A 20,144-nucleotide genomic window follows, 5' to 3' on the forward strand; every position below is an offset into this window, starting at 1 on the left:
CGAGTGAGAAGTGAGAGGCCGAGCATGCGGATCGCGATGCTGTCCTATCGGAGCAAGCCCCACGTCGGTGGTCAGGGTATCTACATCCGTCGGCTCACCCGCGAGCTCGTCGCGCTCGGCCACACGGTGGAGGTGTTCTCCGGCCAGCCGTATCCCGAGCTCGACGAGGGCGTCACCCTCACCAAGGTGCCGAGCCTCGACCTCTACCGCCCCGGTGACGAGTTCCGGAACCCGCACCCACGGGAGTTCCGCGACCTGGTCGACCTCCAGGAGTGGGCGCTGATGCGCAGCGGCGCCTTCCCGGAGCCGCTGACGTTCAGCAAGCGGGTCGTGAAGACGCTGCGCGAGCGACGCGACGAGTTCGACATCGTCTTCGACAACCAGACCCTCGCGCTGCCGCTGCTCGAGGTCGAGGACTTCGGCCTGCCGCTCGCGGCCACCATCCACCACCCGATCACGATGGACCGCGCGATCGAGCTCCAGACCGCGCCGTGGATCCGCCGGAAGTCGGGCTCCCGCTGGCACCTCGAGCTGCCGAAGGCCGGCGTCTGGCGCTGGTACTCCTTCCTCGGCCAGCAGAAGCGCACCGCGCCCCGCCTGCGGCGCGTGATCACGCCGTCCGAGTCGTCGAAGCGCGACGTCGTGCGGGAGTTCGGGGTCGACGTCGACCGGGTCGAGACGATCCTGCTCGGTGTCGACGACCGGTTCCACCCGCCCACCGAGCCGCGGGTGCCCGGTCGGATCCTCGCCATGGCGAGCGCGGACGCCCCGCTCAAGGGCATCCACATCCTCCTCGAGGCGTTCGCCAAGCTGCGCACCGAGCGCGACCTCGAGCTGGTGCTGGTGACCAAGCCCAAGGAGGGTGGCGTCACCGAGAAGCTGATCGACCGGCTGGGCATCAAGGGCTCGGTGCGGTTCGCCAACGGCCTGACCGACGACGAGCTCGTGGCGCTGATGGGCTCCGCCGAGCTCGCCTGCGTGCCGTCGCTCTACGAGGGCTTCTCGCTCCCGACCGCCGAGCTGATGGCCTGCGAGACGCCGCTCGTCGTCTCCCGGGCCGGAGCGATCCCTGAGGTCGTCGGTCCCGACGGCCTCTGCGCCGACGTCGTCGAGCCCGGTGACGTGGGTGCGATCGCCACCGCCGTGGCGGCCCTGCTCGACGACCCCGAGCGCCGCGCGCGGCTCGGTGCCGCCGGCCGTGCTCGCGTGAAGGAGCTCTTCAGCTGGAGCGCGGTCGCCGCGCGGACGGCCGAGGTGCTCGAGGACGTGATCGTCGATTATCAGGAGGAACGCCGTGCTGACCGTTGACTTCGATCGGCTGGGCCTGCTGCCCGGTGACCGCGTGCTCGACATGGGCGCCGGCGCCGGCCGCCACAGCTTCGAGATGTACCGCCGCGGCGCCGACGTGATCGCGTTCGACAGGGACGCCGAGGAGCTCGAGAACGTCCGCAACCTCTTCGTCGCGATGAAGGAGGCCGGCGAGGTGCCGGAGGGCGCCGAGGCCGACGTCAAGCAGGGCGACGCGCTGGCGCTGCCCTTCGCCGACGGCGAGTTCGACCGGATCGTCGCCGCCGAGGTGCTCGAGCACATCTGGGAGGACGTCGCGGCGATCCGCGAGCTGGTCCGCGTGCTGCGCCCCGGCGGCACGCTGGCGATCTCGGTGCCGCGCTGGCTGCCCGAGGTCGTCAACTGGAAGCTCTCGGCCGACTACCACAACGCGACGGGTGGCCACATCCGGATCTACACCGATCACGAGCTGGTCGACAAGGTCACCAAGGCCGGCCGCCCCAACGACGGCACCCCCGGTGACGCGATGATCTTCGAGGGCAAGGACTACGCCCACGGGCTGCACTCGCCGTACTGGTGGATCAAGTGCGCGGTCGGCGTCGAGAACGACGACCACCCGCTGGCGAAGGCGTACCACCAGCTCCTGGTCTGGGAGATCATGAAGCAGCCCACGGCGCTGAAGCTGGCCGGCAAGGTGCTCGACCCGCTGATCGGCAAGAGCATGGTGCTCTACTTCCGCAAGCCCGTGGAGAGCAATGACTGACCCGACCGCAGGGCCGGAGGTGCCGCTGGCACGGATCCCGTTCGTCGAGGGGCTGCTGACCGCCGAGGACGTCGCGGAGACCGCGGCCTCCATCGCCGCGATGCAGGAGCCGTGCGGCGCGATCCCGTGGACGACCGGCGAGCACTGCGACGTCTGGAACCACGTCGAGGCCGCGATGGCGATGCTCGTCGGCGGCCAGGTGTCCGCCGCTGAGCGCGCCTACGCGTGGATCACGACGATGCAGCGGCCCGACGGCTCGCTGCCGATGAAGATCGTCGGCGGCGAGGTCGAGGACGAGCGCGGCGAGGTCAACATGTCGGCCTACTTCGCCGTCGGCCTGTGGCACCACTGGCTCGTCCGGCGCGACGTGCGCTTCGTGGAGCGCTACTGGCCGTCGGTGCGGGCCGCGCTCGACTGGGTGGTGTCCCTGCAGGAGGACTTCGGTGGCATCCGCTGGACGCCGGTCGACGACTTCTGCCTGCTCACCGGCAACTCCTCGATCTACCACTCGCTGCGTGCCGGCGTCGCGCTCGCCGAGCTGATGGACGACCCGCAGCCGGAGTGGGAGCTCGCGGGCGGCCGGCTGGGCCACGCGATCCGCGCCCACGCCGACCGGTTTGCGGACAAGTCGACGTTCTCGATGGACTGGTACTACCCGGTGCTCGGCGGCGCCGTACGAGGTGACGCGGCGCGCGCGATGATCGAGTCGCGCTGGGACGACTTCGTCGTGCCGGGCCTCGGCATCCAGTGCGTCGACACGAACCCCTGGGTGACCGGTGCCGAGACCTGCGAGCTCGCGATGGCGCTCGACGCGATGGGGGAGCCGCAGCGCGCCCTCACGCTGGTGCGCGACATGCAGCACCTGCGGGGCGAGGACGGCAAGTACTGGACCGGCTGGGTCTACGGCGAGACCCGTGCCTCCGACGAGGTCGTCTACGGCCCGAGCGGGGCGGAGCCGCGCAACGTCTACTGGCCCGACGAGCACACGACCTACACGGCCGCCGCCGTGATCCTGGCCGTCGACGCGCTGGGGGAGACCTACGGCCACGGCACGCCGGGCTCGGGCATCATGCGCGGCACGTCGCTCGCGCCGCACTTCGACGAGATCGCGCTCGAGTGCGACTGCTCGTCGAGCGAGCGCGTCAGCCGCTGACGCGGCGCAGCACCCGCAGCGAGCCGACGGCGGCGACCTCGGCGAAGTCGCCGCTGTCGAGCGCGGGCAGGTAGATCTGCTCGTACGGCGGCCGCCCGCCGTCGGCCGGGTCGGGGAACACGTCGTGGATGGCGAGGTAGCCGCCCGCCATCACCTTCGGCGTCCAGGACTCGTAGTCGATGCGTGCCGGCTCCTCGCCGTGGCCGCCGTCGATGAAGAGCAGGCTCAGCGGCGCCTGCCAGTGCGCGGCGACCGTGGCCGACTGGCCGACGACCGCGACCACCTGGTCCTCGAGGCCGGCCCGCGCGATGTTCTTGCGGAACTGACCGAGGGTGTCCATCAGGCCGAGCTCCTGGTCGACCACGGACGGGTCGTGGTGCTCCCACCCCGCCTGGTTCTCCTCCGAGCCGCGGTGGTGGTCGACGGTGAAGACCGTCCCCGTGCCCAGCTCGCGGGCGGCGGCGCCGAGGTAGATGGCCGACTTGCCGCAGTAGGTGCCGACCTCCAGGGCGGGCCCGTGGGGCAGCCGCTCGAGGGCGATCCGGTACAGCAGCTCGCCCTCGTCGGCAGGCATGAAGCCCTTGGCGTTGGTCGCGTGCTCGAGCAGGTCGGCGGGCATGGTGTTCGGCACCGCGGCATTCTAGTAAACTGAAACCTGTTCTAGTTTCCTGGTCTCGATACGCCGCCGCGCCCAGGGCGCGTCGGCTACTCGACCACCGAAGAGGAGCCGTATGTCGATCGCCATCACCGACGAGCAGGTCGAGCTGGCTGCCAGCCTGCGCAAGTGGGCGGCCAGCCTGGGCCCGATCGACGCCGTGCGCGCGGCCGAGGGTGACGCCGACGCCCGCTTCGACGACCTGTGGGGTGCCGTCGAGGAGATGGGCGTCGCGGCGATCGCCCTGCCGGAGGGGGCAGGCGGTGGCGGTGGCACGCTGCTCGACCAGGCCGTCGCGCTCGAGGCCTGCGCCTACGAGCTGGTGCCCGGTGGCCTGCTCGGGGCGGCCGTCGGAGCGCTGGCCACCGGCACGCCGGGGCGGTACGGCGTCCGGGTGCACCCCGACGGCGTCGTGTGGGACGGCGGCGGGGCGCTCGGCATCGACCTGAGCGCGCGGCACGGCGCGGGCGCGCCGGGGTCCGCGGAGGTGGTCGAGGCCGACGACAGGACCCGGCGGATCGCGGTCACCCTCGCCGCGGCCGAGGCCTCGGGCGTCGCCCGCTGGTGCCTCGACACCGCGGTGGAGTACGCGAAGACCCGCGAGCAGTTCGGCCAGAAGATCGGCGCCTTCCAGGCGGTCAAGCACCTGTGCGCGCAGATGCTCGAGACCGCCGAGGCGATCAACGCCGCCGCGTGGGACGCCTCCGCGGCGCACGACACCGGCGACGAGGAGCAGTGGGCGTTCGCTGTCGACGTCGCGCAGGCGACCTGCTTCGACGGCGCCGTCGAGGTCGCCAAGGGTTGCATCCAGGTGCTCGGCGGCATCGGCTTCACCTACGAGCACGACGCCCACCTCTACTACCGGCGCGCGCTCTCGCTGCGGTCGCTCGTCGGGTCCGCCGACGTGGCGGCGGAGCGGGTCACGGCCGCCGCCGTGCAGGGCGTACGGCGCCGCGTGGACGTCGACCTCGGCGGGCTCGACGAGCCGCTGCGACCCGGCATCCGGGCCGAGGTGGAGCGGATCGCCGCGCTGCCGGCAGCGGAGCAGCGGGCAGCGCTCACCGACACCGGCTACCTGACTCCGCACTGGCCGGCGCCGTACGGTCTCGGCGCCGACCCGGTCACCCAGGTCGTCATCGACCAGGAGCTGGCCCGTGCCGGCGTCACCCGGCCCGACCTGGTGATCGCCGGGTGGGCGGTGCCGACGATCCTCCAGCACGGCACCGACGAGCAGCGGGAGCGGTTCGTGCGACCCTCGCTGCTCGGCGAGCTGGTGTGGTGCCAGCTGTTCTCCGAGCCCGGCTCGGGCTCCGACCTCGCGTCGCTGCGCACCAGGGCCGTCAAGGTCGACGGCGGCTGGAGGCTCACCGGCCAGAAGGTGTGGACCTCCGTCGCCGAGCGTGCCGACTGGGGCATCTGCCTGGCGCGCACCGACGCCGACGTGCCGCAGCACAAGGGCATCACCTACTTCCTCGTCGACATGCGCACCGCCGGGATCGAGGTGCGGCCGTTGCGCGAGATCACCGGCGAGGCGCTGTTCAACGAGGTGTTCCTCGACGACGTCTTCGTGCCCGACGAGTGCGTCGTCGCCGAGCCGGGCGACGGCTGGCGGTTGGCGCGCACCACGCTCGCCAACGAGCGCGTCGCGATGGCCAGCGCGCGGCTCGGCAAGAGCGTCGAGCGCGCCGTCGAGCTCGCGGCGAGCCGCGACCTGGGGCCGGTGCAGCGGGTGAAGGTCGGCCACGCGGTCGCGCTCGCGACCGTGTGCGGGCTGCTCGGCGTGCGCACCACGCTGCGGGCGATCGGTGGTCACGGGCCCGGGCCGGAGTCGAGCGTGGCCAAGCTGCTCGGCGTCCGCAGCCGTCAGGACTCCTCGGAGCTGGTGGTCGCCCTCCAGGGCGACGAGCTCGCGGTGGTCGGCGGCGTGGCCCGAGCCGACGGCGACAGGGCCCTGTCCGCCGACGCCTGGGAGATGCTCAACACCCGCTGCCTGTCGATCGCGGGCGGTACGACGCAGATCCTCCGCAACGTCGCGGGAGAACGGATCCTCGGCCTGCCCCGTTGAGCGCGAGTCGGCAGAAGTTGGCGCGCTGGGGGCGCCGAGTCGGCAGAAGTTCGCACCAGACATGCGAACTTCTGCCGACTCGAGCCGTTTCAGGCGCCAGTTTCTGCCGACTCGGCGTGCTCCCTGCGCCAGCAGTTCCAGTGCCAGTGCAGGTAGCGGTCGATCGCCTTGACGACGTGCTGGGAGCGGATCGAGGGGAACACGTCGAACGCGTGCTGCGCGCCGGGGAGCTCGGCATAGACGACGGTCCGCTTCGACGTCTCGCGCAGCCGGCGCACGAGCTCCCGCGCCTGGTGCACGCCGACGAGGGTGTCGTGCGAGCCGTGGATGACGAAGAAGTCGGGGGCGTCCGAGGTCACGCGCTGCAGGGGCGAGGCGTTCTCGTAGACCTCGCGCGCGGCGTCGTACGGCGCCTGCACGACGCGTGGTGCGAGGAACCTGTCGCGCATCAGCGCGACGTTGCGGTTGCCGTCGTCGCCGGTCCAGTCGTAGACGCCGTAGTGCGGCACCGCGGCCTGGACGGACGTGTCGGCGCCCTCGAAACCGGGCTGGAAGGCCGGGTCGTTGGGGGTCAGCGCAGCCAGCGCGGTGAGATGCCCGCCGGCGGAGCCGCCGGTGATGGCCACGTAGTCGGGGTCGCCGCCGTAGTCGGCGATGTTGTCCTTGATCCACGCGATCGCACGCTTCACGTCCTCGATCTGCGCCGGCCACCGGTCGCGCGGGGCGAGGCGGTAGTTGATCGCGACGCACACCCAGCCCTTGGCGGCCATCTGCTGCATCAGCGGGAGGCCCTGCTGCTCCTTCGTGCCGATCACCCAGGCGCCGCCGTGGACCTGGAGCAGGACGGGGGCTCCGGACTCGGGGGTGTCGGCCGAGGTGTAGATGTCGAGCATGCCGCGCTTGCCGTAGGGGGCGAACGGGATGTTGCGCTGCACCTCGACGCCGGCCTTCGACGCGGCGCGGCCGAACGCGAACGGGTTCACCAGCCGCCGCCACTCGGTCTTGAGGTCGGCCGGGGTGGGCTTGGCGTCGAGCTGCTCGACATAGTCGACGCCGAGCCCCTCGACGAGCGCCTCCTCGGCGTCGTGGACGGCGGTCCGGCTCTGGGTGATCAGGTAGCCGAGGCCGAGCGCGCTCGCGCCGGCGAGCGCGAGGCCGAGCCGGTCGCGCCGGCCGCGGGCCAGGTGCACCGCGGTGTCGCCCGCGGTCACCGCGAGCACGTGCGGCGCCAGCTCACCGGTGATCCAGCCCGCGAAGAACGCCGGGATGCCGGTGCGGAAGCCCGGGAGCGGCCGGATCGCGTTGGCGGTGAGCGCCGCGGTCACCGCCTGTCGGCGTACGAAACCCATGACCTGAGCCTAGCCAGATCGTTGCGCGATACTGGAACCTGTTCCGGTTTCGAGGCTCGCTTCGCTCGCACCTCAACCACCGAGGAGTTTGTTGACATGGACCGGCTGTCAGGGCTCGACGCGAGCTTCCTCTACCTGGAGACGCCGGCGCAGCTGATGCACGTGTGCGCGGTGATGGTGCTCGATCCGGCGACGATGACGGCGCCGTACTCGTTCGACCACCTGCAGGACGAGATCGAGCGCCGGGTCTGCGACGTGCCCGCGTTCACCCGCAAGATCCGCGGCGTGCCGCTCGGTCTCGACCACCCGGTCTGGGTGCGCGACAAGAACTTCGACATCGAGCGCCACGTGCACCGCCTGGCGCTGCCGTCGCCGGGCGGCTACCGCGAGCTGGTCGACCTCTGCAGCCACCTGGCGGCACAGCCGCTCGACCGCTCGCGCCCGCTGTGGGAGATGTGGGTGATCGAGGGCTACCGGCCCGACGACGAGGAGGACGAGCGGGTGGTGGTCTTCGCGAAGATGCACCACGCCACGGTCGACGGCGTCTCCGGCGCCAACCTGATCTCGCACCTGTGCGCGCTGGAGCCCGACGCGGAGCCGATCGGTGACGGCGAGCCGCTGCGGCACCCGCGCGACCCGGGCAAGCGCGAGCTCCTGGGCCGGGCGGTCCTCGGCACCGCCGCGCTGCCGGTCACCCTGGCGAAGGTGATCAGGCCGTCGGTCCAGCTCGTCACCAAGACCATCGAGCGCGCCCGCGAGGGCACCGCGATGGCGGCGCCGTTCTCGGCTCCGCGGACGTCGTTCAACGGGACGATCACCGCGCACCGCCGGATCGCGCTCTCGGACATGTCGCTCGACGAGATCCGCGAGATCAAGAAGGCGACGGGCACCACGGTCAACGACGTCGTGCTGACCATCGCCGGAGGCGCGCTGCGCGCCTACCTCGACGAGCGCGGCGAGCTGCCGTCGTCGTCCCTGCTCGCGACGGTGCCGGTGAGCGTGCGCGGCTCGTCGCGGCGCGAGAGCGGCGCCAACAAGGTCTCCGCGCTCTTCACCAAGCTCGGCACCGACCTCGACGACCCGCTCGAGCGGCTCGGCAAGCTCGCCGAGCGCAACCGGAACGCCAAGGACCACCACAACGCGATCAGCGCCGACGCCCTCCAGGACTGGGCGGAGTTCGCGGCGCCGCGGACGTTCGGCCTCGCGGTGCGCACCTACGCCAACCTGCGCCTGGCGGAGAAGCACCCCGTCGTCCACAACCTGGTGATCTCCAACGTGCCCGGCCCGCCGGTGCCGCTCTACTTCATGGGCGCCCGGATCGCGGCGCTCTACCCCCTCGGCCCCGTGTTCCACGGCGCCGGCCTCAACATCACGGTCATGTCCAACGCGGGCGAGGTCCACGTCGGGGTGATCGCGTGCCGCGAGTCCATGCCGGACGCCGACGCGCTGGCCCGGCACTTCCCGGCCGAGCTGGAGCGTCTCCGGAAGGCGGTCAGCGGCGGAAGTCGCGCCGGCGCGCGTTGACGGTGCGCACGGCCTCCAGGAAGGCCGGCACGAACCTCTCGTGGCCCAGCACGCATCCGGCGTGCCCGTCGTCGACCTCGTGGATCGTGGCGCCCGGGATGGCCCGCGCGATCTCGTACTGCCGGGCCGTCGGGATCACCTTGTCCTTGCACATCACGACCACCGCCGTCGGCACGTCGATCCGGCCCAGCCAGGGCCTCGAGTGGTGGCGTCCGAGCGCGGCGAGCGCCTGGCCGACCGCCCACGGGCTGGTCGAGCGGAACTCGTTGAGCGCCCAGGCGTGCACGTCCTCGTTGGCGACGTCGGCCGCGTCCGCGGCCGCGCGGGCCGCGGCGACGGCGGTGCGGGAGCGCGCGATCCCCCGGGAGGCGAGCATCGCCGCGCCCATCCCGGTGAAGAACACGTGCTCGTACGGCGCCCGCTGGAACCGGTCCGTCGTGGCGGCGAGCACCAGCCCCTGGACGAGCCCGGGGTGCTGGCGCCACGCCCGCTGGGCCACGATCGACCCCATCGAGTAGCCCGCGACGATCACGTCGTCGAGGCCGAGCAGGTCGACCAGGGCGGCCACGTCGTCGGCGCAGTCGACGAGCGAGAACTCCTCGCCCCGGATGCCGCGGCCGTGCCAGCGCTGGTCGAGCGTCACCACCCGGAACCGCTCCGAGAGCGGCTCGATGACGGGGAACCACGTGAGCAGGCCGGTGCAGCCCAGCGCGTGCAGCAGCACGACGGTGGGGGAGTCGGGGCTGGGTCCCGGCGTGTCCGTGACGTACGTCGAACCGCCGCGTCCGGGCAGCTCCACCACGCGTCCGACGGGGATCGCCACGTCGGGGACGCCGATCCGGTCCCGGACGCCGTCCAGCGGGAGCACCCCCATGGGCGCCACACTAGAACACGTTCCAAGCGGCGCCCGTCAGGCGGCCGCGGCGCGTTCGCGGGCGACGGACAGCTCGACCGCCTCCCGGAAGGCGCGCAGCACGTACGGCGGCACCGCCAGCCCCTGTCGGTGGCCCCAGAGGAGCTCGCGCTCGACGCGGACCGCCTGCCCGGCGAAGTCGTCCTCGCGCCCGGCGATCCCCAGCGTGCGCATCACGTCGCCGAAGTCGGCCCGCTGCTCCTTGTTGTTCGTGCCCACGGGCCCGAACGAGATCGTCCGCATCCGGCGGACCAACCACCGCTGCCACGCGGCGAGCCGGGGCCAGAGCCCGCGGGCCGAGAGCTGGTAGAACGCGTAGTGGCCGGGCTCCTGCCGCTTGATCGGCCCGACCACGGTGTGCGCGATGGCCTGCTCGCCGGCTTCGAGGGTGCCCTCGTGGAGCAGGTTGTAGGCCAGCACGGCCGACCGCTCGGTCGCCATGCCGGTCAGGTAGTAGAGCATCCGGCAGACGTCCTGGAACGCGTCGAGATGCGCGAGCGCGCCGAGGATCCGCAGCTTCGCGCTCACCGTGTCGACGTCGGCCGTCGCGGGCGCGCGCCCGAGCTCCACCTGGAGCCGGTCGAGGATCCGGCCGTGCTGGATCTCCTGCGGCTGCCACACGTCGGCGTAGAAGTAGCGGTCGATCTCCGGCGGGTCCGGCAGCATGGTGGTGAGCTCGAGGACGTTGCGGTCGACCTCGAGCTCGACGCGGGCCATGTAGTCGAGCACGTGCCCGAACCGGCGCTCGAAGCCGGCAGGGTCGCGCACCGTGAAGTCGACGTCGTCGAGGCGGAGGGGCGGGTGCTCGGCCGCGAGCCGGTCGACGTGCGCCTTGAGCCGGGGATCCACGACACGAATCATGACGGGTGATCCGTAGCCGCGGGGCGGATGGGTTGCCCACGGCAGACTAGAACACGTTACAGTTCTGCTCGTGGACACTGAGTCGATCGTTGCCGTGCGGGAGGTCGTGACCGACCTCGTCAGCCGCGAGGACGGCCGCGCAGCGGAGTGGTCCGCCTGGGCGGCGGCCGGCCTGACCGCGCTCCCGGTGCCCGAGATGCACGGGGGTGACGCCCTCGGCCTGCCCGAGGTCGCGGTGCTGCTCCGCGAGGCCGGGCGGGCGGCCGTGCGGGTGCCCGTCTGGGAGACGCTGTGCTGCGGCGCGCTCGCGCTCACTGCTCACGGCTCCGACGACCAGCGCTCGGGGCTGCTCCCCGGCATCGCTGCTGGAGAGGTGGTGGTGACGCCGGCGCTCCGCGACGCCCACGGCGTGGCCACGACGTACGACGGCGGCACCGTCTCCGGCCGCAAGGTCGGCGTGACCTACGCCGACGAGGCCGGCCGGCTGCTCGTGACGGCGCGTGTTGGCGAGCGCGAGGTGGTCGCCCTCGTCGACCCGCGCGGTCCCGGCGTGACCCTGCTCCCGGCCAGCGCCTCCAGCGACGTCGCGCAGCACACGGTCATCCTCGACGGCGCGCCCGCCGAGCTCCTCGGCGAGGGTGCGGCGCCGTACCTCCACGACGTGGCGCGCGCCGGCCTGGTGGCGACTGCGGCCGGCGTACTCGCCGGAGCGCGGGACCTGACCGCCGACTACGTGAAGGGACGGCAGCAGTTCGGTCGCTCGCTGGCGGAGTTCCAGGCGGTCTCTCTCCAGATGGCCGACGTCTACGTCGCCTCGCGCACGCTCGACCTCGCCGCCGACAACGCGGTCTGGCGGGTCGCCCAGGGACTCCCGGCGGCCGACGACCTCGCGGTCGCCTCCTACTGGGTGAGCCGCGTGGCGCCGTACGCGTTCCGCACCTGTCACCACCTGCACGGTGGCATGGGCGTCGACGTGACCTACCCGCTCGTCGGCTACACGACGTGGGGCACCGACCTGGCGCACGCGCTCGACACCGCCGGCGCCGAGGTGCCGGTCGAGGCTGCCGACGCCAAGAACCTCGAGCTCACCGAGGCGCAGCGCGAGCTGAAGGGCGAGCTGCGGCGCTACTTCGCCGGTCTCGCCGCCGACTTCGGGCACCTCAACGACCCCGACCCGGTCGAGGGCGCGTGGGACCGCCACGGCCCGAGCTACCAGAAGCTCATCAAGCAGCTCGGCGCCGACGGCTGGATGGGCGTCGGCTGGCCGAAGGAGTACGGCGGCCACGGCCTCGGCGAGGTGGAGCAGACGATCTTCGCCAACGAGGCGCAGTACGCCGACGTGCACCTGCCGGCGGTGACGCTGCAGACGGTCGGCCCGACGCTGATCCGCTACGGCACGGAGAAGCAGAAGGAGATGTTCCTCCCGCGGATCCTCGCCGGCGACGTGCACTTCGCGATCGGCTACAGCGAGCCCGACGCGGGCACCGATCTCGCGTCGCTGCGCACCACCGCCCGCCGCTACGGTGACCACTACGTCGTCAACGGGCAGAAGCTCTGGACCACGGGCGGCCACCAGGCCGACTACATCTGGCTGGCCTGCCGCACCGACCCCGACGCCCCGAAGCACCGGGGCATCTCGATCCTGATCGTCGACACGACCGACCCCGGCTACTCGTGGACGCCGATCATCACCGCCGACGGGTCGCACCACGTCAACGCGACCTACTACAACGACGTGCGCGTGCCGGTCGACATGCTGGTGGGCGAGGAGAACCAGGGCTGGCGGCTGATCACCACGCAGCTCAACCACGAGCGCGTGATGCTCGGGCCGGCCGGGCGCATCGAGGGCCTGCGCGACCGCGTGCTGCGGTGGGCCGAGAGCGCCGGCGTGCGCGACCTGCCCGAGGTGTCGGAGCTGCTCGGCAAGGCCACTGCCGTCTTCCGCGTCAACGAGCTGCTCAACTGGCAGGTCGCCGGGCAGGCGGCCTCCGGGGAGGTGCAGGTCGCCGATGCCTCGGCGACCAAGGTGTTCGCCTCCGACCAGGTCCAGCACCTGCTGGCCGACCTGATCTCGCTGATCCACAAGTACGGCGACCCGGGGGAGCCCGGCACCAAGGACCTCGTCGACTACCTCGACGCGCAGGCCAAGCGCAACCTGGTGCTGACGTTCGGCGGTGGCGTCCAGGAGGTCCAGCGGGAGCTGATCGCGATGTTCGGGCTCGGGCTGCCGAGGGTGCCACGATGAGCGCCACCGAGCAGGTGCAGGACCTCGTGCCTGCCGACGTCCACGAGCGGATCATGGCGGAGGCCGAGGCCATCAGCGCCCTCGGCGAGGCGTCGGAGTCGATGGCGCCGTACCCCGTCAACCAGCCGACGATCGGCACCTGGCTCGACGCGATGGGCTACGACAACGAGCGCTTCCGCAACGGCGAGGCGCCGCCGTCGATGGCGCAGGTGTGGACCATGCCCGGCCTCGGCCGGCGCCGCCCCGACGACGACCCGCTGAGCCGGATGATGGAGGTGCTCACGGCCGAGGGGTTCACGGCGGTATTGGGCACCAACTGCGAGCAGACCTACGAGCGCTACCTGCGCGTCGGCGAGCACGTGCGGGTCACCTCGGCCCTCGAGTCCGTGGCCGGGCCGAAGGCGACCGCGATGGGCATCGGCTACTTCGTGACGTCGCGGAACACCTGGTACGTCGGCGACGAGAAGGTCGCGACGATGCTCTTCCGGGTGCTGAAGTTCATCCCGAAGGAGCGCCCGTGATCCGGCCGATGGTCAACCGCGACTCGGCGTACTTCTGGGAGGGCACCCAGAAGGGCGAGCTGCGGGTGCAGAGCTGCAACGCCTGCGGCGCGCTGCGCCACCCGCCCGGACCCGCGTGCCCGGAGTGCGGCGGGCTCGACCGGGGCTACGTCGTGGCGGCCGGCGAGGGCGAGGTGTTCTCCTACGTCGTCCACCGCCATCCGCCGGTGCCCGGCAAGGAGCTGCCGATCGTGATCGCGCTGATCGACCTCGACGAGGGCGTGCGGATGGTCGGCGAGGTGCACGGTGTGCAGCCCGAGGAGATCGAGATCGGCCGGCGGCTGCGGGTCGACTGGCACCGGGTCGACGACGACCTGACCCTGCCCGTGTGGCGGCCGGTCGAGGAGGACTCATGAGGAAGCTCGAGGCCGGCGAGGCCATCCCCGCGTGGAGCCTGCCGCTCACGCCGACCACGATCGTGAGCACGGCGATCGCCACCCGCGACTGGCAGGACGTGCACCACGACCGCGACATCGCCCAGGCGGCAGGGTCGAAGGACATCTTCATGAACATCCTGACCAGCAACGGCCTCGTCGAGAAGTACGTCGCCGACTGGGTCGGCCACGACTGCGAGCTTAAGGGCATCGCGATCCGGCTGGGCGCGCCCGCGCACCCCTACGACACCCTGACGTTCACGGGCGAGGTGACCGAGGTCGCCGACGGCGTCGCGACGATCGCCGTTACCGGATCGGTCTCGCTCGGCGCCCACGTCACCGGCACGGTGAAGGTGGCCGTCGCATGACCGAGCGCTCGCTCAGCGGCAAGGCGGCCATCGTCGGCATCGGCGCGACCGAGTTCTCCAAGGAGTCCGGCCGCTCCGAGCTCCAGCTCTCCGTCGAGGCGGTGCGGGCGGCGCTCGCCGACTGCGGCCTGACTCCCGCTGACGTCGACGGGCTGACCACGTTCACGATGGACACCTCGTCGGAGATCGCCGTGGCGCGGGAGCTCGGCATCCCGGAGCTGAGGTTCTTCAGCCGCATCAACTACGGCGGCGGCGCGGCCTGCGCCACCGTGCAGCAGGCAGCGATGGCCGTCGCCACGGGGGTGGCCGACGTCGTCGTCTGCTACCGCGGCTTCAACGAGCGGTCGGAGTCGCGGTTCGGGCAGGTCTCGGTCGCGGCAGCGACCCAGGTCAACACCAACGGGCTCGACAACGCGTGGACCTACCCGATGGGCCTCGGCACGCCGGCCGCGACGGTCGCCATGCAGGCCCGCCGCTACATGCACGAGTACGGCGCCACGTCGGAGGACTTCGGCCGCGTCGCCGTCGCCGACCGGCGACACGCCGCGACCAACCCCAACGCGTTCTTCCACGGCAGGCCGATCACCCTGGAGGACCACCAGGCGTCGCGGATGATCGTCGACCCGCTCCACCTGCTCGACTGCTGCCAGGAGAGCGACGGCGCCGTGGCACTGGTCGTCACCTCCGCCGAGCGGGCACGCGACCTCCCGCAGCGGCCGGCGTACGTCGCCGCGGCAGCGCAGGGGAGCGGGCGCGACCAGTTCGTGATGACGTCCTACTACCGCGACGACCTCGGCATCCCCGAGATGGGCGTGGTCGGGCGGGAGCTGTGGCGCCAGTCCGGGCTCACCGCGCAGGACATGCCGATGGCGATCCTCTACGACCACTTCACGCCGTACGTGCTGATGCAGCTGGAGGAGCTGGGCTTTTGCGGCCGGGGCGAGGCGAAGGACTTCGTCAAGGACGGTGCGATCGAGGTCGGCGGCCGACTCCCGATCAACACCCACGGTGGGCAGCTGGGCGAGGCCTACATCCACGGCATGAACGGCATCGCCGAGGGCGTGCGGCAGGTGCGCGGCACGTCGGTCAACCCGGTCGACGACGTCCACCACGTGCTCGTCACCGCGGGCACCGGGGTGCCGACCAGCGGGCTGGTGCTCGCGGCGGGCTGAGCCGCCTCACTCCTCCCAGAAGTTGTCGTGCTCGGCCATGAACGCGGCGTACTCGTCCTTCGTCCACTCCTCGCCGCGGGCGAGGCGGTCGAGACCCTCGAAGTAGGCCTCGCGGGGCGCGCCGGGCGCGAAGTGCAGCAGCATCGACGCCTCGGCACCCGACTCGTTGCGGAACCCGTGCAGGCCGCCCGGCGGGACGTGCAGGAAGTCGCCCGGCCGCGCCGTGACCCACGCGTTGCCGTCGTAGACCTTCACCTCGCCGGTGAGGATGTAGAACGACTCCGCGATCGTGCGGTGGAAGTGCGGCCCCGGCCCGCTCACCGCCTCCGAGAACTCCCACCGGTAGAGACCGAACAGCCCGCCGCTGCCCTCGCCCGTCGCGAGGTAGTGCACGCGGTTGCCGTTGGGGTAGACGAGGTCCGGCTCGCTGCCGCCGGGCCGGACGGTCGCCGAGACCTCACCGTGCGGGCCGTCGTAGAGCGGGGGTGGGTAGGACATGCGGTCACCGTACGGCGCGCCGCGCGTCAGGCGTCGGAGGTCACGACCGCTTCCGGGCGGCGTACGGCGACCCAGGAGACGAGCCCGCCCAGCGCGAGCAGCACCGCGCACGCGATCATCGCCCGCTCGTAGCCGAGGTCGAACGCGCGCGGGCGCTCGTAGTCGGCGCCGGTGAGCCCGACCGCCACTGGCAGCGCTGCGATCGCGAGCAGGGTCCCGGCCCGGGCCACCGCGTTGTTGATGCCGCTGGCGATCCCCGCGTAGCGGTCGGGCGCGGCGGCGAGCACCGTCGCGGTCAGCGGGGCCACCAGCAGGGTGAGCCCGACCGCGAAGACGGTGACCCCCGGGAAGACGTCGAGCCAGTACGACGGGTCCTCGTCGACGCCGACGAGCATCAGCGTGCCGGCGGCGCAGATCGCCGGACCGAGGGACATCGGCACCCGCGGCCCGATCCGGCTGGACAGGTCGCCGGCCCGGGAGGAGAAGAGCAGCATCAGGATGGTCATCGGGAGGGTCGCGAGGCCGGCGGCGAGCGCGCCGTACCCGGACACCGTCTGGAGCTGGATGACGAGGAAGAAGCTGACCGCACCGAGCGCCGCGTAGACGAGGAACGTCATCAGGTTGCTCGCCGAGAACAGCCGGGAGCCGAACAGGGACAGCGGCATCATCGGGTGGGGCGAGCGGCGCTCCTGCACCACGAAGCAGACTCCGGCGACGACGCCGGCCGCGCCCACGGCGATCGCGGGACCGCGACCGATGGACTCGGACTGGATGAGCGCGAACGTCACGCCGGCGAGCGCGAGCGCGCCGAGGACGGCTCCGACGACGTCGAACTCGTGGGCGCTCTCGGGGTCGGAGGTCTCGGGCACGTAGCGCAGCGCCGCGACCACGGTGAGCACCGCGAGCGGGACGTTGATGAGGAAGATCCAGCGCCAGCTCGCGTAGTCGATGAGCCAGCCGCCGACGAACGGGCCGATCGCCGTCGAGACGCCCGCGAGCCCGGACCAGGCGCCGATCGCGCGGCCGCGGTCCTCCTGGCGGAACACGCTCTGGATCATCGCCAGGCTCCCCGGCGTCAGGAGCGCGCCGCCGACACCCTGGAGCAGTCGCGCGGCGATCAGCTGCTCCGGGGTCTGCGCCAGCCCGCACACCAGCGACGCGACCGCAAAGCCGACGACCCCGACGACGAACAGGCGCCGACGCCCGAACCGGTCGCCCAGCGACCCACCGAGCAGGATCAGGGACGCGAGGGAGAGCAGGTAGCCGTTGGTGATCCACTGCAAGTCGCTCAGCGAGGCGTCGAGGTCGCGGCCCATCTCGCGGAGCGCGACGTTGACGACCGTGCCGTCGAGGAAGGCCATCCCTGTGCCGAGCACCGCCGCCAGCAGTGCGCCTCTGCCCTGGCGGGTGCCCATCGCCACCTGTGTCATGGGCGCCATCGTGGCAGGCGGCGCCGACGTCAGCGGTTCGACGCGTCAGGTGGCTACCCTGCCCGGGTGATCACCGACCACCCTCGCTACACCGGGTCCGAGCGCGAGACCCTCGGCGACCTGCTCTCGAGCAACCGCGCCGAGATCCTCGGATTGCTCGAGGGCCTGACCGAAGAGCAGGCGCGCCGCCGCCTCGTGCCCTCGCTGACGACGCTCCTCGGGCTGGTCAAGCACGCGTCGTTCGCCGAGCGCGTGTGGTTCCACGTCCGGCTCGCCAACCGCACCCGGGCCGAGGTCGGCGTACCCACCCAGATCGACGACAGCTTCCGCCTCGACGACTCCGACACCATCGCGTCGATCAGTGCGGAGTTCCGGCAGGTGTGCGCCGAGTCCGATCGGATCGCCGCGGCCTACGACCTCGACCACGTCGCCCGCGACGAGCGCCGCGGCGGCGTGAGCCTCCGGTGGATGTACGCCCACATGATCGAGGAGCTCGCCCGTCACGCCGGGCACGGCGACATCCTGCGCGAGCAGATCCTCGCTGCCGACCAGTCGGGCTGACGTTCAGGGCGACCGCTGAGGCTGCCACGGCGTGACACGTGGCAGCCAGCGCGGCACCGCGCTCGTGTAGGCGTCGTACGACGCGCCGTAGGTGCGGCGCAGGGTCGGCTCCTCGTAACGGGCGACGAACAGGGTGACCGCACCGACGAACGCCACGAGCCAGAGGGCGACCCCGACGCTGGCGAACAGGACGGCCTGGCCCGCGATCGCGCCGGCGACGCCGACGTACATCGGGTTGCGCACCCAGCGGTAGAGGCCGCCCACGACGAGCTGCTGCGTCGGTGCCACCGGCGCCGGCGTACCGCGCCCCTCGGCGACGAACTGCACGAACGCCGCCGTCACGAGCAAGGTCCCGGCCGAGGTCACCGCGATCCCGGCCGCCTGCGCCCAGACCGGCGCATCGGTCTCCCAGCGGGTGATCAGCCACGGCACCAGCCCCGCGTTCACGCCGGGCGCGAGCAGGAAGAACGCGAACGAGCCGATCGCTGCGCGGGTGGTGTCACGGGCCATGGGACCACCTTGGACCCGTACGGCGCCCGCGCGCATCCGTCGGCGGTAGGCATGCCGTGGGCGGAGGCGGCGTGCACCCGACACGCCGTACCGGGCTGGAGAGCCCGGATCGGGTTACCTTGAAGCGCGTGACGCCGCTCGTCTCGGACACCCTCATCGACGCGGACCTCGTCGACTACGCGATCCTGGCGACCTACTTCGTCTTCGTGCTGGGCATCGGCTGGCTCGCTCGAAGACAGGTCTCGGACTCGGTCGACTTCTTCCTGTCCGGACGTGCCCTACCGGCCTGGGTCACCGGTCTTGCCTTCATCTCCGCCAACCTCGGCGCCGTCGAGATCATGGGCATGTCGGCCAACGGGGCAGAGATCGGACTGCCCACGGTCCACTACTTCTGGGTCGGGGCGATCCCGGCGATGCTGTTCCTCGGCATCGTGATGATGCCCTTCTACTACGGCTCGAAGGTCCGGTCGGTGCCGGAGTTCATGCTCCGCCGGTTCGGCCCGGGCGCCCACCTCGTCAACTCGCTGTCGTTCGCGCTCGCCCAGCTGCTCATCGCGGGCGTGAACCTCTACCTGCTCGGCACGATCATCCACGCACTGCTCGGCTGGCCGCTGTGGCTCGCGCTCGTCGTCGCGGCCGCGGTGGTGCTCTCCTACATCACCCTCGGCGGCCTCTCCGCGGCGATCTACAACGAGGTGCTCCAGTTCTTCGTGATCGTCGCGGCCCTGCTCCCGCTGACGATCATCGGGCTCCACCAGGTCGGCGGCTGGGACGGCCTGATGGACAAGGTCGCGCCCGCCGAGGGCGGCGCGACGGTGGGGCAGCAGACCGAGTCGTGGCCCGGTCAGGCGCTGTCCGGCTTCGACTCCGGCTTCCTGTCGGTGGTCGGCATCGTCTTCGGCCTCGGCTTCGTGCTGTCCTTCGGCTACTGGACCACGAACTTCGTCGAGGTCCAGCGCGCGATGGCGTCGGACTCGATCTCCTCGGCGCGGAAGACCCCGATCATCGGCGCCTTCCCGAAGATGTTCGTCCCTTTCATCACGATCGTGCCCGGCATGATCGCCGCGGTGCTGGTGACCGAGATCGCCGACCTCAAGGCCGGAGGAACGCCGGCCGGCGGCGCGTCCGGAGAGGGCGTCGCCTACAACGACGCCTTGCTGCTCCTGATGCGCGACCTGCTCCCCAACGGCCTGCTCGGTGTCGCGATCACCGGACTGCTCGCGGCCTTCATGGCCGGCATGGCTGCCAACATCTCCGCCTTCAACACGGTCTTCAGCTACGACCTCTGGGGCGACTACGTCGTCAAGAACAAGCCCGACGGCTACTACCTCAAGGTCGGGCGCGTCGCGACGGTCGCGGCCACCGGCGTCGCGATCCTGACCGCAGCACTGGCGGCGAACTTCTCGAACATCATGGACTACCTCCAGACGCTGTTCGGGTTCTTCAACGCGCCGCTGTTCGCGACGTTCATCCTCGGCATGTTCTGGAAGCGGATGACGCCCACCGCGGGCTGGCTCGGTCTCGTCGCCGGTACGGCGTCCGCGGTGCTCGTGGCGTTCCTGAGCGAGGACGCGTTCGGCTCGCTGAGCACCGGGGTGCTGCCGATCAGCGGTCAGGGGGCGGCGTTCCTGAGCGCGTCGGCGGCGTTCGTCGTCGACATCGCGCTGAGCGTCGTCGTGTCGCTCGTGACCACCCCGAAGCCGGCGGAGCAGCTGGTCGGCCTCGTCTACTCCGAGACCCCGCGCGAGCAGCGCACCGACCCCCGCGAGGCGTCGTACCCCTGGTACCAGCGACCGGTGCCGCTGGCCGGTGTCGCGCTCGTCATGGTCATCGTCCTGAACGCGATCTTCTAGAGG

19 protein-coding genes are annotated in these 20,144 nt (G+C 71.7%); 12 read left to right on the forward strand and 7 right to left on the reverse strand.

Annotated elements, in window-relative coordinates; genetic code table 11:
• Positions 1 to 24: 24 nt before the first annotated feature.
• Genes HNR19_RS09385 through HNR19_RS09395 form a run of 3 tightly spaced genes read left to right on the forward strand, consistent with a single transcriptional unit; the run spans position 25 to position 3,203 of the window.
• Positions 25 to 1,308: a glycosyltransferase family 4 protein gene (locus tag HNR19_RS09385; RefSeq protein WP_179667672.1), complete on the forward strand. Its 1,284-nt coding sequence runs from the start codon at positions 25 to 27 to the stop codon at positions 1,306 to 1,308.
• Positions 1,295 to 2,050 carry a methyltransferase domain-containing protein gene (locus tag HNR19_RS09390; RefSeq protein ID WP_179667673.1) on the forward strand — a complete coding sequence of 252 codons (756 nt, stop codon included), beginning with the start codon at positions 1,295 to 1,297 and terminating at the stop codon, positions 2,048 to 2,050. The genes HNR19_RS09385 and HNR19_RS09390 overlap by 14 nt, the downstream gene beginning before the upstream one ends.
• Positions 2,043 to 3,203, forward strand: a complete 1,161-nt coding sequence (locus HNR19_RS09395) for a prenyltransferase/squalene oxidase repeat-containing protein (protein ID WP_179667674.1) — start codon at positions 2,043 to 2,045, stop codon at positions 3,201 to 3,203. Before HNR19_RS09390 ends, HNR19_RS09395 begins: the two co-directional genes overlap by 8 nt.
• Here HNR19_RS09395 and HNR19_RS09400 read toward each other — a convergent pair.
• On the reverse strand, positions 3,193 to 3,834 hold the full coding sequence (locus HNR19_RS09400; protein WP_343047122.1) for a class I SAM-dependent methyltransferase: 642 nt from the start codon (positions 3,832 to 3,834) through the stop codon (positions 3,193 to 3,195). The two genes, HNR19_RS09395 and HNR19_RS09400, sit on opposite strands and share 11 nt — an antisense overlap.
• A gap of 100 nt (positions 3,835 to 3,934) precedes the next feature.
• Between HNR19_RS09400 and HNR19_RS09405 the strand changes: the two genes are divergently transcribed.
• Entirely contained in the window at positions 3,935 to 5,923 is a 1,989-nt protein-coding gene (locus HNR19_RS09405) for an acyl-CoA dehydrogenase family protein (protein ID WP_179667675.1), read from the forward strand.
• Between the two features lie 89 nt (positions 5,924 to 6,012).
• Here the strand turns inward: HNR19_RS09405 and HNR19_RS09410 are convergent, their stop codons facing one another.
• Positions 6,013 to 7,272 (reverse strand): alpha/beta hydrolase, encoded by a 1,260-nt coding sequence (locus HNR19_RS09410; protein WP_179667676.1) that lies wholly within the window; start codon positions 7,270 to 7,272, stop codon positions 6,013 to 6,015.
• A gap of 96 nt (positions 7,273 to 7,368) precedes the next feature.
• On the opposite strand from HNR19_RS09410, the gene HNR19_RS09415 reads away from it, so the two are divergent.
• Entirely contained in the window at positions 7,369 to 8,796 is a 1,428-nt protein-coding gene (locus HNR19_RS09415) for a WS/DGAT/MGAT family O-acyltransferase (RefSeq protein ID WP_179667677.1), read from the forward strand.
• Here HNR19_RS09415 and HNR19_RS09420 read toward each other — a convergent pair.
• On the reverse strand, positions 8,765 to 9,670 hold the full coding sequence (locus tag HNR19_RS09420) for an alpha/beta fold hydrolase (protein WP_179667678.1): 906 nt from the start codon (positions 9,668 to 9,670) through the stop codon (positions 8,765 to 8,767). The genes HNR19_RS09415 and HNR19_RS09420 overlap by 32 nt on opposite strands.
• Before the next feature lie 36 nt (positions 9,671 to 9,706).
• Entirely contained in the window at positions 9,707 to 10,558 is an 852-nt protein-coding gene (locus tag HNR19_RS09425) for a GTP-binding protein LepA (RefSeq protein ID WP_343047123.1), read from the reverse strand.
• Positions 10,559 to 10,640: 82 nt separating this feature from the next.
• Here HNR19_RS09425 and HNR19_RS09430 point away from each other — a divergent pair, with 82 nt between their 5' ends.
• Genes HNR19_RS09430 through HNR19_RS09445 form a run of 5 tightly spaced genes read left to right on the forward strand, consistent with a single transcriptional unit; the run spans position 10,641 to position 15,289 of the window.
• Positions 10,641 to 12,815: an acyl-CoA dehydrogenase family protein gene (locus HNR19_RS09430; RefSeq protein WP_179667680.1), complete on the forward strand. Its 2,175-nt coding sequence runs from the start codon at positions 10,641 to 10,643 to the stop codon at positions 12,813 to 12,815.
• The gene (locus HNR19_RS22340) at positions 12,812 to 13,336 is read left to right on the forward strand and encodes an FAS1-like dehydratase domain-containing protein (protein WP_218910195.1); all 525 of its coding nucleotides are present in this window, start codon (positions 12,812 to 12,814) and stop codon (positions 13,334 to 13,336) included. The genes HNR19_RS09430 and HNR19_RS22340 overlap by 4 nt, the downstream gene beginning before the upstream one ends.
• Positions 13,333 to 13,731, forward strand: a complete 399-nt coding sequence (locus HNR19_RS22345; RefSeq protein WP_343047124.1) for a Zn-ribbon domain-containing OB-fold protein — start codon at positions 13,333 to 13,335, stop codon at positions 13,729 to 13,731. Before HNR19_RS22340 ends, HNR19_RS22345 begins: the two co-directional genes overlap by 4 nt.
• Positions 13,728 to 14,117, forward strand: coding sequence for a MaoC family dehydratase (locus HNR19_RS09440; RefSeq protein WP_179667681.1), 390 nt, complete (start codon positions 13,728 to 13,730; stop codon positions 14,115 to 14,117). Before HNR19_RS22345 ends, HNR19_RS09440 begins: the two co-directional genes overlap by 4 nt.
• Positions 14,114 to 15,289, forward strand: a complete 1,176-nt coding sequence (locus HNR19_RS09445) for a lipid-transfer protein (protein WP_179667682.1) — start codon at positions 14,114 to 14,116, stop codon at positions 15,287 to 15,289. The genes HNR19_RS09440 and HNR19_RS09445 overlap by 4 nt, the downstream gene beginning before the upstream one ends.
• Positions 15,290 to 15,295: 6 nt before the next feature.
• Here HNR19_RS09445 and HNR19_RS09450 read toward each other — a convergent pair whose 3' ends face one another.
• Complete coding sequence (locus HNR19_RS09450) at positions 15,296 to 15,787, reverse strand: cupin domain-containing protein (RefSeq protein WP_179667683.1); 492 nt, start codon at positions 15,785 to 15,787, stop codon at positions 15,296 to 15,298.
• 26 nt (positions 15,788 to 15,813) lie between these two features.
• Complete coding sequence (locus tag HNR19_RS09455) at positions 15,814 to 17,217, reverse strand: MFS transporter (protein ID WP_179667684.1); 1,404 nt, start codon at positions 17,215 to 17,217, stop codon at positions 15,814 to 15,816.
• A 66-nt stretch (positions 17,218 to 17,283) separates the two neighbouring features.
• On the opposite strand from HNR19_RS09455, the gene HNR19_RS09460 reads away from it, so the two are divergent.
• Complete coding sequence (locus tag HNR19_RS09460) at positions 17,284 to 17,778, forward strand: DinB family protein (protein ID WP_343047125.1); 495 nt, start codon at positions 17,284 to 17,286, stop codon at positions 17,776 to 17,778.
• 3 nt (positions 17,779 to 17,781) lie between these two features.
• Here the strand turns inward: HNR19_RS09460 and HNR19_RS09465 are convergent, their stop codons facing one another.
• A complete protein-coding gene (locus HNR19_RS09465; RefSeq protein ID WP_179667685.1) occupies positions 17,782 to 18,288 on the reverse strand; it encodes a methyltransferase family protein in 507 nt (168 codons plus the stop codon).
• A 128-nt stretch (positions 18,289 to 18,416) separates the two neighbouring features.
• On the opposite strand from HNR19_RS09465, the gene HNR19_RS09470 reads away from it, so the two are divergent.
• Positions 18,417 to 20,141, forward strand: coding sequence for a sodium:solute symporter family protein (locus tag HNR19_RS09470; RefSeq protein ID WP_343047126.1), 1,725 nt, complete (start codon positions 18,417 to 18,419; stop codon positions 20,139 to 20,141).
• The last annotated feature ends 3 nt before the right edge of the window (positions 20,142 to 20,144 follow it).

Origin of the sequence: Nocardioides thalensis, assembly GCF_013410655.1 — a bacterium.
Classification (GTDB): domain Bacteria; phylum Actinomycetota; class Actinomycetes; order Propionibacteriales; family Nocardioidaceae; genus Nocardioides; species Nocardioides thalensis.

What these genes read in the sequence shown, in the direction of transcription:
- HNR19_RS09385 (WP_179667672.1), top strand. Translation starts at nt 25, where the DNA reads ATGCGGATCGCGATGCTGTCCTATCGGAGCAAGCCCCACGTCGGTGGT.
- HNR19_RS09395 (WP_179667674.1), top strand. Translation starts at nt 2,043, where the DNA reads ATGACTGACCCGACCGCAGGGCCGGAGGTGCCGCTGGCACGGATCCCG.
- HNR19_RS09405 (WP_179667675.1), top strand. Translation starts at nt 3,935, where the DNA reads ATGTCGATCGCCATCACCGACGAGCAGGTCGAGCTGGCTGCCAGCCTG.
- HNR19_RS09410 (WP_179667676.1), bottom strand. Translation starts at nt 7,272, where the DNA reads ATGGGTTTCGTACGCCGACAGGCGGTGACCGCGGCGCTCACCGCCAAC.
- HNR19_RS09415 (WP_179667677.1), top strand. Translation starts at nt 7,369, where the DNA reads ATGGACCGGCTGTCAGGGCTCGACGCGAGCTTCCTCTACCTGGAGACG.
- HNR19_RS09420 (WP_179667678.1), bottom strand. Translation starts at nt 9,670, where the DNA reads ATGGGGGTGCTCCCGCTGGACGGCGTCCGGGACCGGATCGGCGTCCCC.
- HNR19_RS22340 (WP_218910195.1), top strand. Translation starts at nt 12,812, where the DNA reads ATGAGCGCCACCGAGCAGGTGCAGGACCTCGTGCCTGCCGACGTCCAC.
- HNR19_RS09440 (WP_179667681.1), top strand. Translation starts at nt 13,728, where the DNA reads ATGAGGAAGCTCGAGGCCGGCGAGGCCATCCCCGCGTGGAGCCTGCCG.
- HNR19_RS09445 (WP_179667682.1), top strand. Translation starts at nt 14,114, where the DNA reads ATGACCGAGCGCTCGCTCAGCGGCAAGGCGGCCATCGTCGGCATCGGC.
- HNR19_RS09450 (WP_179667683.1), bottom strand. Translation starts at nt 15,787, where the DNA reads ATGTCCTACCCACCCCCGCTCTACGACGGCCCGCACGGTGAGGTCTCG.
- HNR19_RS09455 (WP_179667684.1), bottom strand. Translation starts at nt 17,217, where the DNA reads ATGACACAGGTGGCGATGGGCACCCGCCAGGGCAGAGGCGCACTGCTG.
- HNR19_RS09465 (WP_179667685.1), bottom strand. Translation starts at nt 18,288, where the DNA reads ATGGCCCGTGACACCACCCGCGCAGCGATCGGCTCGTTCGCGTTCTTC.